General features: G+C 72.5%; 11 protein-coding genes. 5 read left to right on the top strand and 6 right to left on the bottom strand.

The features are described from left to right. Positions 1-3 precede the first annotated feature (3 nt). The 3 genes from ACZ6NZ_RS03795 to pdhA are packed head-to-tail and all read right to left on the bottom strand — an operon-like array spanning position 4 to position 3658. Positions 4-1497, bottom strand: a complete 1494-nt coding sequence (locus ACZ6NZ_RS03795; protein ID WP_465855446.1) for a dihydrolipoamide acetyltransferase family protein — start codon at positions 1495-1497, stop codon at positions 4-6. Further along, positions 1494-2483 (bottom strand): alpha-ketoacid dehydrogenase subunit beta, encoded by a 990-nt coding sequence (locus tag ACZ6NZ_RS03790; protein WP_366609882.1) that lies wholly within the window; start codon positions 2481-2483, stop codon positions 1494-1496. The genes ACZ6NZ_RS03795 and ACZ6NZ_RS03790 overlap by 4 nt, the downstream gene beginning before the upstream one ends. Further along, on the bottom strand, positions 2483-3658 hold the full coding sequence (pdhA, locus tag ACZ6NZ_RS03785) for a pyruvate dehydrogenase (acetyl-transferring) E1 component subunit alpha (protein ID WP_366609880.1): 1176 nt from the start codon (positions 3656-3658) through the stop codon (positions 2483-2485). The genes ACZ6NZ_RS03790 and pdhA overlap by 1 nt, the downstream gene beginning before the upstream one ends. Before the next feature lie 524 nt (positions 3659-4182). Here pdhA and ACZ6NZ_RS03780 point away from each other — a divergent pair. Then, entirely contained in the window at positions 4183-5100 is a 918-nt protein-coding gene (locus ACZ6NZ_RS03780; protein ID WP_465855443.1) for a hypothetical protein, read from the top strand. 65 nt (positions 5101-5165) lie between these two features. After that, positions 5166-5789: a phosphatase PAP2 family protein gene (locus ACZ6NZ_RS03775; RefSeq protein ID WP_465855441.1), complete on the top strand. Its 624-nt coding sequence runs from the start codon at positions 5166-5168 to the stop codon at positions 5787-5789. A gap of 21 nt (positions 5790-5810) precedes the next feature. Here ACZ6NZ_RS03775 and ACZ6NZ_RS03770 read toward each other — a convergent pair whose 3' ends face one another. From ACZ6NZ_RS03770 to ACZ6NZ_RS03760, 3 genes are read right to left on the bottom strand one after another with little or no spacing between them, the layout of a single operon-like run. Then, the gene (locus ACZ6NZ_RS03770; protein WP_465855440.1) at positions 5811-7034 is read right to left on the bottom strand and encodes a hypothetical protein; all 1224 of its coding nucleotides are present in this window, start codon (positions 7032-7034) and stop codon (positions 5811-5813) included. Between the two features lie 57 nt (positions 7035-7091). Next, complete coding sequence (locus ACZ6NZ_RS03765; RefSeq protein WP_465855439.1) at positions 7092-8777, bottom strand: GTPase; 1686 nt, start codon at positions 8775-8777, stop codon at positions 7092-7094. Continuing rightward, positions 8774-10594, bottom strand: coding sequence for an ABC transporter (locus tag ACZ6NZ_RS03760; protein WP_465855437.1), 1821 nt, complete (start codon positions 10592-10594; stop codon positions 8774-8776). The genes ACZ6NZ_RS03765 and ACZ6NZ_RS03760 overlap by 4 nt, the downstream gene beginning before the upstream one ends. A gap of 220 nt (positions 10595-10814) precedes the next feature. Here ACZ6NZ_RS03760 and dnaK point away from each other — a divergent pair, with 220 nt between their 5' ends. From dnaK to dnaJ, 3 genes are all read left to right on the top strand, one after another. Then, on the top strand, positions 10815-12683 hold the full coding sequence (gene dnaK / locus ACZ6NZ_RS03755) for a molecular chaperone DnaK (RefSeq protein ID WP_366609872.1): 1869 nt from the start codon (positions 10815-10817) through the stop codon (positions 12681-12683). Positions 12684-12731: 48 nt separating this feature from the next. Further along, positions 12732-13487, top strand: coding sequence for a nucleotide exchange factor GrpE (grpE, locus tag ACZ6NZ_RS03750; protein WP_366609871.1), 756 nt, complete (start codon positions 12732-12734; stop codon positions 13485-13487). Positions 13488-13572: 85 nt separating this feature from the next. Next, a complete protein-coding gene (gene dnaJ, locus ACZ6NZ_RS03745) occupies positions 13573-14757 on the top strand; it encodes a molecular chaperone DnaJ (protein WP_366606128.1) in 1185 nt (394 codons plus the stop codon). Positions 14758-14781: the final 24 nt, after the last annotated feature.

The following is a 14781-nucleotide window of genomic DNA, read 5'->3' as shown; positions in this document are numbered from 1 at the left end:
CGATCAGGTCCAGGCGAGCAGCGCCGCCTCCGGATCCGTGAGGAAGTCGCCGACGTCCCGCAGGAACTTCGAGCCCAACTCACCGTCGACGATCCGGTGGTCGAAGCTCAGCCCCAGCGTGGTGACCTGGCGAACCTTGACCTTGCCCTTGTGCACCCAGGGCATCTCCCGCACCGCGCCGAAGGCCAGGATCGCGGACTCACCCGGCGGCAGGATCGGGGTGCCGGTATCCACCCCGAACACACCGACGTTGGTGATGGTCAGGGTGCCGCCGGACATGGCCGCGGGCGAGGTGCGCCCGGACTTCGCCGTCTGCACCAGGTCGGTGAGCGCATCCGCCAACTCCCGCAGCGAGAGGCGGCCGGCGTCCTTGACGTTGGGCACGATCAGACCGCGCTCGGTGGCCGCCGCGATGCCGAGGTTGACGTACTCCTTGACCACGATCTCGTCGCCCGCCCAGGTCGAGTTGACCATCGGGTGCCGTTGCACCGCCAGCAGCACCGCCTTCGCCACCAGCAGCAGCGGCGAGACCCGTACGTCGCGCCACTCCCGCCGGCCGCGCAGCCGGTCCAGCGCCTTCATCGCCCGGGTCACGTCGACGGTCAGGAACTCCGTCACGTGCGGGGCGGTGAACGCCGAGCGGGACATGTTCTCGGCGGTCAGCTTGCGGACGCCCTTGACCGGAATGCGCTGCTCCCGGTCCGCGCCGAAGCTGGGTGCCGCCGTCGCCGCGATCGGCTCGGCGACCACGACGCTCGCACCGCTCGCCGCCGCCTGCACGTCCTCCCGGGTGATCGAGCCGAGCGGCCCCGACCCGGTCACCGTGGCGAGGTCGACCCCGAGATCCTTGGCGAGCTTGCGCACCGGCGGCTTGGCCAGCACGGCCCCGCCGCCCGCCCCGCCGCTCGCCCCGCCGCGTCGATCATGGACTTGTGGTGCCGGAATCGTGGGAGTCGGGGCCGGTTTGTCACCCACCACAACTCCATGATCGGCCCCAGCGGGGGCCGCGGCCCCAGCGGGGACGGTGTTCTTGCGGGGGCGGCGCTTCGCGGATGTCGTGCGGGGGCCGTAGCCGACCAGCACAGCGGTCCGCCCGCCCGGGGCCGCACCGCCGATCAGACCGGGTTCGATCATGCCCTCGGCCGGTGCCACCTCCACCGCCGCCAGCGAGGCCGCCGACGGGGTCGGCAGGTCACCACTGGGCGTGGCGGTGGTCGACGGCGCCTCCAGCGGCCCGGCACCCGGGTCGGTGTCGATCGCGATGATCGGCGTACCGACCTCGACCGTGGTGCCCTCCGGGTGGTGGATCGCCTGGACCTGGCCGGCCCACTTCGCCGGGATCTCCACGGCCGCCTTCGCCGTCTCCACCTCGACGATCGGCTGGTTCAGCTCGATGGTGTCGCCGACCTTGACCAGCCAGGCCAGGATCTCGCCCTCGGTCAGCCCCTCGCCCAGGTCGGGCAGGTTGAACGTCTTGATCCGGGACATGTCGCTCACCAGCCGAAGGTGCGGTCGACGGCGTCGAGCACCCGATCGAGGTCGGGCAGGTACTCCTCCTCCACCCGGGCGGCCGGGTAGGGGGTGTCGAAGCCGGTCACCCGCAGCACGGGCGACTCCAGGGAGTAGAAGCACTCCTCGGTGATCCGGGCGGCCAACTCGGCGCCGAGGCCGATGTTGGACGGCGCCTCGTGCACCACGACCACCCGGCCGGTGCGCTTCACCGACTCGTACGCCGCGGTCAGGTCCAGCGGCGAGAGCGAGCGCAGGTCGATGACCTCCAACTCCCGGCCGTCCTCGGCGGCGGCGGTCGCCGCCTCCAGGCACGTCCGCACCATCGGGCCGTAGGCCAGCACGGTGACGTCGGTGCCGGGCCGCACGACCCGGGCCGAGTGCAGGGGGTACGCGTCGGACAGCGGCGCGTCCAGGTCGACCTGGCCCTTCTCCCAGTAGCGCCGCTTGGGCTCCAGGAAGACGATCGGGTCGTCCGAGGCGATGGCCTGCTGGATCATCACGTACGCGTCCTGCGGGTTGGAGCAGGTCACCACCTTCAGGCCGGCGGTGTGCGCGAAGTAGGCCTCCGGCGACTCGGAGTGGTGCTCGACCGCGCCGATGCCGCCGCCGAACGGGATCCGGATCACCATGGGGATGCTGAGCTTGCCGCCCGAGCGGTAGTGCATCTTCGCCACCTGCGACACGATCTGGTCGTACGCGGGGTAGACGAAGCCGTCGAACTGGATCTCGCAGACCGGCCGGTAGCCGCGGATGGCCAGACCGACAGCGGTGCCGATGATGCCGGACTCGGCCAACGGGGTGTCGATCACCCGTTGGTCGCCGAAGTCCTTCTGAAGACCGTCGGTGATCCGGAAGACGCCGCCGAGCTTGCCGACGTCCTCGCCCATGATGACGACCTTGGGGTCGTTCTCCAGGGCGCGGCGCAGACCGGTGTTGAGGGCCTTTCCGATGGTGAGCGTCTCCGTGGCCATCAGTGGGCGCTCCCCTCGAACGACTCCATGTAGCGGCTGAACTTCGCGCGCTGCTCGTCGAGCAGCGGAGACCCGTTGGGGTAGACGTGGTCGAACATCGTCACCGGTTCCGGGTTCGGCATTTCGAGCACCCGCTCGCGCAGGTGCACCGACTCGCGGCGAGCCTGCTCGTCGACCTCGGCGAAGAAGCCCGCGTCGGCGATCTGCTGCTTCTCCAGGAAGGCCTTGACCCGGGCGATCGGGTCCTTGGCCTGCCACGCCTCGACCTCGCTGGCGATGCGGTAGCGGGTCGGGTCGTCGGAGGTGGTGTGCGCGCCCATCCGGTAGGTGTACGCCTCGATCAGGCTGGGACCCTGCCCGAGGCGGGCGTTGTCCAGCGCGGTGCGGGTGACCGCGTACGTGGCGAGGACGTCGTTGCCGTCGACCCGTACGCCGGGGAAGCCGAAGCCGGCGGCCCGCTGGTAGAGGGGGACACGGGTCTGCCGCTCCAGCGGCTCGGAGATCGCGTACTGGTTGTTCTGGCAGAAGAAGACCAGCGGCGCGTTGAACACGCTCGCCCAGACGAACGCCTCGTTCACGTCGCCCTGGCTGGTGGCGCCGTCGCCGAAGTAGGCGATCGCCGCCTCGCCGTCGTCGGTGCCGGTCTTGCCGTCGATGGTGATCCCCATCGCGTAGCCGGTCGCGTGCAGGGTCTGCGCCCCGATGACGATCGTGTACATGTTGAACTTGAACTCGTTCGGGTCCCAGCCGCCCTGGTCGACGCCACGGAACAGGCCGAGCGGCATGATCGGGTCGATGCCCCGGCAGTAGAGGACGCCGTGCTCCCGGTAGGTCGGGAAGGCCATGTCCTGGGTACGCAGCGCCCGCCCGGAGCCGACCTGGGCGGCTTCCTGGCCGAGCAGGCTGGCCCACAGGCCCAGCTCGCCCTGACGCTGGAGAGCGGTCGCCTCGGCGTCCAGCTTCCGGACCAGCACCAGGTCGCGGTAGAGACCGCGGTATTCCTCGTCGGTGAAGTCGACGCGGTACTCGGTGCCGTCGGGCCCGATGGCGCTGTCGATCCGCTCGCCTTCGGGAGTGAGTAGCTGGACCAGCGCGGGGTCGCCGGCCGCGCCCTTCCTGGAGCGGGGTGCAGCCCGCCTGCTGCGGGTGGTGCCCCCGGGGTCGCCCTTTGCCATCGGTGTCTCCCTGTCGTGTCTGCGTCGGCACCGGGGGGTCACCCGGCCGCGCAACTCGTGCGCCTGCCCGGCTGCTGCCGGACCGGTTCCTGGCGGCCGCGCCTAGCCCCGGTGGGGGTTGCCGCACGGCGTGATCCGGGGTCTGGCCGAACCCGGATCGGGAGCGCCGGCGCTCAACCGCGCCTGCCGCGAGGGTGCGCGGAGGTCACGGCTGCGTTGCCGTCGTGCTCCATATTCGCAGAGCAGGTGAGCGCGCCCACAGTACGCCCGCCTCCGCAATCCGACTGCCCATGCTTTGACGCTGTTTGTCGCCATCATGCCGGCCGGCGTTTCCCATGCGTTGCGGCACGATTCGTCACCGTTCGGGTAGCACCGCGTGTCGACACGCGGTGGAGGTTGGCTGACTCAGGGTGACTGCGCCAGGCTGATTCCCGCAGGATCGCGCCTAACGGGTTATTTGTCAGGTTTTACCCTACGGCGGCGTCCGTTCATGTCTTCCAACGGCCGACGACTAGGGGTGTGCGGTGTACGAGCCAGGCGACGGACCCGGCACACCAGCGCTTGGGCGGCACCGGTCGGCCGGCGGCTATCGCCGGGTGGTCGGTGTCCACCGGGCCCCCGGCTCGGGTGGCCCCTCCCGCGGTTACCTGCTCACCGTCGCGCTGCTGGCCGGCACGGCGTCGATGCCCATCCTCGCCGCGATCAGCGCGGGCTCGGCCACCCCGGGCAGCACCGCCCTACCGGACAACAGCACGCCGTTCCTGCCGGCCCCGTCCGTCGGGCCGGTGGTGATCCCCATGCCGATGACCAGTCAACCGGCGCTTCCTCCGCTCGGCACACCCAGCGTCGGCCCGACCAGCGGCTGGCTGCCGGCTGCGCCGTCGCACACCCGGGGCGGGCCCGCCGCCGCCGATCCCGGGCCCGACCGGTGGACGACCGCCCCGCCGGTGGCACCGAGACCCACGCGGAGCACTTCGCCGCCGCCGGTACCCCCGCCCGTCGCTCCGCCACCCCCGACCGACCCGGACCCGACCGTCCCACCGGACCCGACCGTTCCGCCGGACCCGACCGACCCGCCCGATTCGCCGGACCCGGAACCGGACCCGACCGACCCGCCCGATTCGCCGGACCCGGACCCGACCGACCCGGACCCGACCGACTCGGCGGACCCGACCGACTCGCCGGGCCCTTCCAGCTCGGCCGATCCCGACCCGACCCCGACCCTCACGGTGGACCCGACGCCCACGCCGACCGACGACGCGACAGCCACCGCCGTGCCGACCAGCACCCGGTCCGTCCCCGCCCCCACACCCACGCCGCCCGCGGTTCCGTCCCACCGGCCCGGCCCGGTGATCCCGTCGGCCGTCGCACCGACGCCCAGCGTGAGCCCGGCGCCACCAGCCGGACCGACGTACCCCGCGGTCCCGCCGACGGTACGGTGACGATCAGGCGCGGCCCGTCCGACGACGGCGGCGCTCGGCGGTAGGCGCGTACCGGAGGGGGTGACGTGGGCGGCGGTGCGGAACCCCGCCCGGTCACCACCCGGCCCGGCCCGGGGCTGCGGATCGCCCGGCTGGTCACCGAGGTGACCGCCCCGGCGGTCCTCGTGTCGCTGCTGATCATCACGGTGAGCTGGCGCAGCGCCAGCCGCCCCGGTCAGGGCCTCGTCTGGGGTCTGCTCGCCACTCTCTTCGTCACCGGCATTCCGTTCGCCTACATCCTCGGCGGGGTACGCCGAGGCCGGCTCACCGACCACCACGTCGGCCGCCGGGAGCAGCGCCGAGCCCCGCTGCTGGTCGGCCTCGGTTCGGTCGCGGCGGGGCTCGCCCTGCTGGCCGTGCTCGGCGCGCCCCGCCCGTTGCTGGCACTGGCGGTGTCCGGCCTCGTCGGCCTAATCGTCGCCGTGTCGGTCAGCCACTGGTGGAAGATGTCGATCCACTCGGCGGTGGCCGCCGGCACGCTGGTCATCCTGATGCTGACGTTCGGGACCCGGCTGGTCGTCGCCGCACCGCTGCTGGCGGTGGTCGGCTGGTCCCGGGTACGGCTGAAAGACCACACGCTGGCACAGGTGCTGACCGGCGGTGCGCTCGGCGCCCTGATCGCCGCGGTGATCTTCGGCCCGCTGCGCTAGGGCGCTCACCCTCTGACGCCGTCAGGCTCCGTCGTCGGCGAGACGGTGGCGGTTCGCCTCGATCCACGCGTCCAGCGCGGCCGGGTCGTCCGGGTCCACCCCGTCGGCCATCAGCTGCGCCACGGCGGCGGTGGCCGCGCTGCGCCGCTCACCGGTCGAGTAGAGGCGGGCGAACTCCGGCACCATCTCCTCGATCGCCTCGTCGGTGCGCGTCGTCGCCGCCTCGGGCAGCCCGCGCTGGCGCGACGCGTACCGCGCCCAGGCCCGCAGCACCCGGGGGAGCATCGCCGCGTCGTCCATGTCCAGCACAGCCCGGCGGTGCACCCAGTCCAGCAGGAAGAGCCCCGACACGGCGGGACTCCAGCGCATCGGATCGGTGTCCGGGAAGCTCGCCGAGTGGTCCAGCAGCAGGCTCAGGCAGAAGTGCAGGGAGGCCAGCTCCGGGCCGTCGACGGTGTCCAGCCCGAAGCGGGCGGCCTCCGGCGCGGCGAGGAACCGCCGGACCAGGTCGGTGCGCTCGGCCGCGGAGAGCGGCTCGACCTCCGCCGGGCCGGTCGGGTCGGCCGCGGTGGGCAGCATCGCCAGCCGGGCACCGACCAACGCCCGGTCGGTGGCGAGCGACCCCTCGCCGGGCAACTCGCCCAGGTCGTCGGTGACCGCCAGATGGCGAGCCACCTCGCCCCGGAACCGGGCTGGATCTTCGGTACGGAACCAGGTCAGCTCGTCGTCGGCGCACATCTGCCGGACCTGGTCCAGGATCCGTTCGCCCGGCCCGCCCACGAAGATGTCCTTGGTGATCCCGATGTTGTGGTCCACCAGGGCCACCAGCGCGTGCTCCGAGCCGCCGGCCTCGTCGTCGTAGGCGAAGGTCGCGAGGTACGAGGTCTGGTCGCCGTACACGTCGCCGTACGCCCAGGTGCCGGTGAGGTGCACCCGGCCGAGCTGGGACGTCCAGGTGGGTGCCTGGCTGCCCGGGCGCACCCGATCGGCGCCCTCGGCGGTCGGAACGAGGGTCGCGAAGACCTGCCGGATGGTGGTCGCCGCCGCGACCCTGCGGCGGGCGGTGGCGGCGAGGAAGCCGGTGACGAACTCCCGTACGGCGGCGTCGCGGTCGGTCTCCGCGATCGCGTAGACACTGCCCAGCAAAGCGCTGCCGAGCATCTCGGCGTCGAGGGCGGACTCCAGCTTGGTCACGTCGCGTGCGGCGTGCAGCACCGCGTCGTAGGGGGTCTGAGGCGTGGCCATGCTCCGACCCTACGCCGCCCGGGGCGTACGCAGAGCGGTAGCGAGCCCTGCGGAGCGTCAGCGGCGTGCGGCATCCCGCAGCGCGTCGCGGGCCTCGGCGTACGAGCCGAGCACGGTTCGTACCGGTGTCAGCACGTACTCGTCGCCCACCTGGGCGACCCGTGCCGTCAGCCGCTGGTCGGCGCGAGCCCGGGCGCGCCGGGCGGCCCAGCGCACCACCGGTCGGGTCAGCGCCGCCACCAGCAGCCCGGCCAGCAGGCCGCCGAGCAGCAGGACGGTGGGCAGCGGCACCTGGCCGACCATCGGGTTGTCCAGCGCGGGCAGGCCGAGCGCCCGCAGCGCGTAGCCGAGCACCAGCCAGCCCAGCCCGACGACGGCGGCGAGGGTGACCAACCACTGCACACCACCGACGAGCCGCCACCACACCGGGCGACGGTCCAGGCCGAGGTCGGTGCCGGCGATCGTGCGATCCAGGGCGTCCGGCAGGTCGCCGAGGCGGGACCGGGCGGCGGAGGTCACCGCGCCGGGCCAGGCCGCGGGCAGGTCGCCGGCGGCCCGGTCGGCCACCGCGCGGATGGCGAGGCCGAGCGCCGAACGCTGGGCGGCGGTCGGGTCCGGTACCGAGGTGGCCGCCACCAGGCTCTCCGCCGGGTCGGCCTGGTCAGCGGTCGGGCCGGGCAGGTGCAGCCGACGCAGCGGGTCGGGTCGCAACCGCCGCCAGCCCCGAACCACGGGCCAGCCCGTTGCCGCGCCGGCCCGATGCCGGTACGCCCGTTCCACGGCCTCGGTCACCGCCGGCACCCCGGCCGCCCCGGCCAGCGCCCGGTTCAGCCCGTTGACGGCGGCGTCGTCCGGCCCGCCCGCCGGCCGCGCTGAACCGACCAGCTCGTCCAGGCCGGCGACGACCGTGTCCACGTCACCCGCGAGTCGCCGCAACGCGGCCTGCCGCTCGGCGACCGTGCGCTCCAGCGCGTTGCGCAGTCCGACCATTCCGGCCGGATCGATGGCGGTGGTGGCCAGCAGAGGCACCCCGGTCAGCCCGTCCGTGTCGAGCAGCCGACGCAGGTCGTCCAGGACGCGGGGCACCTCGGCCGGGGGTAGCCGGTCGGCCTGGTTGAGCACGACCAGGGTGACCTCGCGGTGCCGGTGGAACTCGCGCAAATAGCTGTCGTGGATGACCCGGTCGGCGTACTTCTGCGGGTCGACCACCCAGACCACCTGGTCGACCAGGCCGAGGAGTCGGTCCACCTCGAGCCGGTGCGATCGCTGCACCGAGTCGAAGTCGGGCAGGTCGAGCAGGATCAGCCCGTGCAGGGCCGTCTCGTCGTCCGCGTCCAGGGCGCTCTCCCGGACGAAGCGGTGTCGGGGCAGTACGCCGATCCAGTCGAGCAGGTGGTTGGCGCCCTCCAGTGGTCCCCACACGCAGGCGTGGGTGACGCCGGTGGTCGGCCGGCGCACCCCGACCGGCGAGAGTTCCAGTTGGGCCAACGCGTTGAAGAGGCTGGACTTGCCGCTGCCCGTGGCACCGGCCAGGGCGACCACGGTGTGGTCCCGGGACAGCGCGAGCCGGGTGCCGGCCCGTTCGACCAGGGTGTGCGCGGGCACCAGGTCGGCGTCCGGCAGCAGACCGTCCACAGCGGTCAGGAACCGGCGTACCGCGTCCAGGCGGGCGATCAGGGCGTCGGCGTCGACCCGCTGGTCCCCGCGGAACACCTCGCGTACCCGGCCGGCGATGTTGCTCACCGGGAGCCCTCCTCGTCGGCGGCGGACAGGCCGCTGCGGTGCCGGGCCAGCTCGACCCGACCGGCGGCCCGGCGCAGGTCGTCGCCGGCGTCCGCGGCGGGGCGGGCGTCGGCGGTGCGGCTGAGGAAACGGTCGGCCTCCGCGTCGAGCAGCGTCCGCACCCGGGCCAGCAAATCGGTACGGGCCTTTGCGGCGAGGGTACGCACCGCCTGGTCCCCGAAGATCGCCTGGAGGACGGCCTGGGCGGCGACAGTGGTGCCGGCACCGGTGGCCAGCTCCAGCCCGGTCGGGATGAACGCGGTGGAGGCGAAGACGGCGATCATCACGGCCAGCCCGGTGGCGTTCACCGCGTACGCGGCGGTGCGGGCCACGAACCGCTTGTCACCGCCCTCCACCCGGACGAGTTCCAGCACTCCGCGCTGCCAGTCCCGGACCATGCGCTCGGCGCGTTCGGGTAGGTCGTCGCTCGGGTGGGCGAGCGCCGCATCGAGCAGCCCGGCACCGGCCGGGTGTGCCTTCCACCCGGTGTACGCGGACTCGGCGGCCTCCGAGGCCACCCCGCGCAGCAGCGTCACCAGTTGGGACTCGATGGCGTTGCGCAGCTCGACGGCGGGCGCCGGCCGACCGGTGACGGCGGCCACGACCCGGTCCCGCAGGCGGCCGATCCGTGCCTCCAGCGTGCGGAACAGCTCGCCGGTGCCGACGAACTCCTGCCAGCGGGCGAGCACCTCACCCCGGAGCAGTCGGCCGTCCTGGAGTCCCTGCTCGACGGTGCGCTCGGCACCCCGGTAGGCGGCCCGGACCCGTTCGTCCAGCCCGTCGGCGGCGGCGAGCTGCTCGTCGGCGGCGTCGGCCAGAGCCTCCACGGTGGGGTGGAGCGCGGCCAGCGCCCCGTCGAGGGTCTGGCGGACCACCGCGGCCCGCGCGTCCGCGTCGGCGGCCAACCGGGCGAACCAGTCGGCGAGGGGGGCGGTGACTCCCTCGGGCAGCAGCCCCTGACCGTCGGTCCAGGTCTCGGGCAGCACGAACAGTGGTGCCCGGCCGAGATCCTGCTCGGCGAGCATCTCGGTCAGGTGCGCGGCGATCTCGTCGGTGGCCTCGGCGGGCACCCGGTCCAGCACCATGGCGATCACGGCGCCGCGCGCCCGGGCGCTGCGCAGCAGCTCCCAGGGCACCGCGTCCGCGTACCGGGCGGCGGTGGTGACGAAGAGCCACAGGTCGGCGGCGGCCAGCAGTTGGGTGGCGAGCGCCCGGTTGGCGTCGACGACCGAGTCGATGTCGGGCGCGTCGAGGAAGGCCAGCCCGGCGGGCAGGGCCGGGGCGGTGACGAGGTGCAGGGCGCGCGGGTCGTCGCTCGGCTCGGTGGTGCGGGTTAGACCGGGCAGGAGGTCACCCTGCCGAAACCAGGCCGCGTCGGACGGGTTGCAGACCAGCACCGGGGAGCGGGTGGTCGGCCGGAGCACGCCGGCGGCGCTGACCCGGGCCTTGACCAGGCTGTTGACCAGGGTCGACTTACCCGCGCCGGTGGAGCCGCCGACCACCACGAGCAGGGGGGCGTCCAGCCGGGCGAGCCGGGGCAGCAGGTAGTCGTCGAGTTGGTCGGTGAGTGCGGTGGCGGTGTGCCGGGCGGAGCCGGCGGAGGGCAGCGCGAGGGGATAGCGGGTCGCGCCGATCGCCTCCCGGAGGCCCGACAGTGCCCCGGGGAGGCTGTCGTCCCCGGTGGTGGCGGGGGGCTCCTCCGCGGCGGCCGGCGGGTCGGTGCGGGCTGCGACGGCGGGCGCACCGGAACGGGTGGCGGGATCGCCGTGCGTCGTCACCGCTAAAGCGTGCCCGACCGATGCAAGGGAAGACAACCGGACGGTAATAACGGCTGGGTTGCGTCGGGTTGACTCAAGTCACCTTGACGATTGGCCAACGCGTGGCACTATTGAGTCAAGTTCACTCAACTTGTGGTGGGGCCCGCTGCGGGCGGTGCTCGCCAGCAGCCCACGGGCGATGCCCGTCACCTGCACAACCTTACGAAGCGAGGAAGCGAAGATGGCACGTGCGGTCGGTATCGACCTCGGCACGACGAACTCCTGCGTCAGCGTTCTCGAGGGCGGTGAGCCCACCGTCATCGCCAACGCCGAGGGTTCGCGGACGACTCCTTCGATCGTCGCGTTCGCCCGCAACGGCGAGGTGCTCGTCGGTGAGGTCGCCAAGCGCCAAGCGGTGACCAACCCGGACCGGACGATCCGGTCGGTCAAGCGCGAGGTCGGCACGAACTGGTCCGTCGACATCGACGGCAAGAAGTACACCCCGCAGGAGATCTCGGCCCGGACGCTGATGAAGCTCAAGCGGGACGCCGAGGCGTACCTGGGCGAGCAGATCACCGACGCGGTGATCACCGTTCCGGCCTACTTCAACGACAGCCAGCGCCAGGCGACGAAGGAGGCCGGTGAGATCGCCGGCTTCAACGTGCTGCGGATCGTCAACGAGCCGACCGCGGCCGCCCTGGCGTACGGGCTGGACAAGGGCTCCAAGGAGCAGACCGTCCTGGTCTTCGACCTCGGTGGCGGCACCTTCGACGTCTCGCTGCTGGAGCTGGCCGAGGGCGTCGTCGAGGTCAAGTCGACGAGCGGTGACAACCAGCTCGGTGGCGACGACTGGGACCAGCGGATCATCGACCACCTGGTCAAGACGTTCCGTGGTGAGCACGGCATCGACCTCTCACAGGACAAGATGGCCCTCCAGCGGCTCCGCGAGGCGGCCGAGAAGGCCAAGATCGAGCTGTCCGCCGCCACCACCACCAACATCAACCTGCCGTACATCACCGCCGGCGCGGCCGGCCCGCTGCACCTTGACGTGACGCTGAGCCGCGCCGAGTTCCAGCGGATGACGCAGGACCTGCTGGACCGCTGCAAGGGCCCGTTCGAGCAGGCCGTGAAGGACGCCGGGATCAAGATCTCCGACGTCGAGCACGTCATCCTGGTCGGTGGTTCGACCCGGATGCCCGCTGTGACCGACCTGGTCAAGCAGCTCACCGGTCGTGACCCCAACAAGGGCGTCAACCCGGACGAGGTGGTCGCCGTCGGCGCAGCCCTCCAGGCCGGCGTGCTCAAGGGTGAGGTCAAGGACGTCCTGCTGCTCGACGTGACCCCGCTGAGCCTGGGCATCGAGACCAAGGGCGGCATCTTCACCAAGCTGATCGAGCGCAACACCACCATCCCGACCAAGCGTTCCGAGGTCTTCACCACGGCCGACGACAACCAGCCGTCGGTGCTGATCCAGGTGTTCCAGGGTGAGCGGGAGATCGCGGCGTACAACAAGAAGCTCGGCACCTTCGAGCTGACCGGCCTCCCGCCGGCGCCGCGCGGCGTGCCGCAGATCGAGGTCGCGTTCGACATCGACGCCAACGGCATCGTCAACGTGCACGCCAAGGACCTGGGCACCGGCAAGGAACAGAAGATGACGATCACCGGCGGCTCCTCGCTGCCGAAGGACGACATCGAGCGGATGCGCCGGGACGCCGAGGAGCACGCGGAGGAGGACAAGCGCCGCCGCGACGACGCCGAGACCCGCAACGTGGCCGAGGCGCTCCAGTGGCAGACCGAGAAGTTCCTCGCCGAGAGCGGCGACAAGCTGCCCACCGAGAACCGCGAGCAGCTCAACGAGGCGCTCGGCGAGCTGCGCGGCGCCCTCGGCGGTCAGGACATCGAGAAGATCAAGTCGGCGCACGAGAAGCTGGCTCAGGTCTCTCAGCAGGCTGGCTCGCTGCTCTACTCGCAGCAGGCCGAGCAGGGTCAGCAGCCGGGTGGCGAGCCGGGTCCGGGCGCGACCGGCGCGACCGGCGCGACCGGCCCGAAGGCCGGCGGCCCCGACGACGTGGTCGACGCGGAAATCGTGGACGAGGACGGCAAGAAGTGACCGTCGGCCTCCGGCACGTTTCCACCGCGAAGGGGATGAGGTAGCCGCATGACGCAGAAGCCACGAGCCGCCGACCCGGACGACACCGGGTCGACGCCGGGTGGCTCCGCGACCACGGAGCCGACCGGCGACGGGGAGCGGGTCGTCATCCGCAACAACCGTAAGCTCGTCGACACCGCCGAGCCGGAGGGAACCGCCGCCGACGCGGAGGCCGGCGTGCCGGCCGAGGGTCTGGTCGAGGACGCCGAGGTCGTGGTCGATGAGATCGAGGTCGAGGTCAACTCCACCGACGGGCCGGAGCCGTCCGGTCCGGCGGTGGTGGACGCCCCGGCGCAGCCGGTGGACGGTGGCCGCGCGGGCACCTCGCTCGGCGCCGAGTTGGAGGCGCTCCGGGCCGAGCTGGACGAGCGGACCAGGGATCTCCAGCGGGTGTCGGCGGAGTACGCCAACTACCGCAAGCGGGTCGACCGGGACCGCAGCCTCGTGCAGGAGCAGGCGACCGGCTCGGTGCTGGCCGCGCTGCTGCCGATCCTGGACGACCTGGACCGGGCCCGGGAACACGGCGACCTGGTCGGGCCGTTCGGCACGGTGGCGGAACAGCTCACCACCGCGCTGGGCAAGTTCGGCCTGAACGCCTTCGGCGAGCAGGGCGACTCGTTCGATCCGACCCGGCACGAGGCGGTCGCGCACCAGACCTCGGCCGACGTCAGCGAGCCGACCTGTGTCCAGGTCATGCGACGCGGCTACCAGCTCGGTGAGCGGCTGCTGCGCCCCGCGCTGGTCGCGGTCGCGGATCCGGAATAGTGCCAGACAGTGAGCAGGCCGTCCCGCCCACCGCCCAGCGGTGGGCGGGACGGCCGGGCCACCAGGGTCGGAAGGAGGTGGACCGGTGAGTTCGAAGGACTGGATCGAGAAGGACTTCTACGCCGTTCTCGGCGTGGACAAGGCCGCCTCCGCGGATGACATCAAGAAGGCGTACCGCAAGGTGGCCCGGGAGTCCCACCCGGACCACAACCCGGGCGACCCGAAGGCCGAGGAGCGATTCAAGGCTGCGTCCGAGGCGTACAACGTGTTGTCGGACAGCGGCCGCCGTCGCGAGTACGACGAGATGCGTTCCCTCTTCGGCTCGGGCGCTTTCCGGCGCAACGCCAGGGGTGGGGGTCAGCCGGGCGGCATGCCGTTCGACGTCTCCGACATGTTCGGTGGCGGCGGAGGTGGCGGCGACCGTCGCTTCGGTGGCGCCGGCTTCCAGGACCTGTTCAGCTCGATCTTCAGCGGAGGCCAGGCCGGTGGGCAGGCCGCGCCACGCGGTCCGGCCCGTGGTCGGGACGTGGAGACCGAGGTGGCGCTGGACTTCGGCGACGCGGTGCGCGGGGTGACGCTGCCCCTGACGTTGCGCGCGCCGGGAGTCTGCGACACCTGTCACGGCAACGGGGCGAAACCCGGCACCCAGCCGCGTACCTGCCCGGTGTGCCATGGTGCCGGCGTGACCACCCGCGACCAGGGGTCGTTCAGCTTCTCCGAGCCGTGCCGCAACTGCCAGGGCGTCGGCACCGTGGTCGAGGAGAAGTGCCCGGAGTGCCACGGCAGCGGCGGTGTCACCAAGACCCGCACCATGAACGTCCGCTTCCCCGCCGGTGTGGCCGACGGTCAACGCATCCGGCTGGCCGGGCGCGGTGAGCCGGGCGAGCGCGGTGGCCCGGCGGGTGACCTCTTCGTACAGGTCAAGGTTCGGCCGGACGAGCTGTTCGGGCGTACCGGGGACGACCTGACGTTGACCGTGCCGGTCACCTTCGCGGAGGCCGTGCTCGGCACGGACCTGCGGGTGCCCACGCTCGACGGGGCGGTGACCCTGCGGGTGCCGCCGGGGACGCCGAGCGGTCGGGTGCTGCGGGCCCGGGGCAAGGGTGTGGTCCGTCGCGACGGGCAGGCCGGTGACCTGCTGGTCACGCTGGACGTGGTGGTGCCGGCCCGGTTGTCCGACGAGGCGCGCTCGGCGCTGGAGTCGTTCGCTGAGCAGACCCCGCCAGCGGCTCGGGAACATCTCGACGCTCGGGTGCGTCGAGTCAGTTAGTCCGGTGGAACGGACGCGGAGGTG

The sequence above is a fragment of the Micromonospora sp. NPDC047756 genome, from assembly GCF_055587245.1.
Note: the sequence above shows the minus strand (reverse complement) of the source record. Positions and strands in the feature narration are given on the sequence as shown.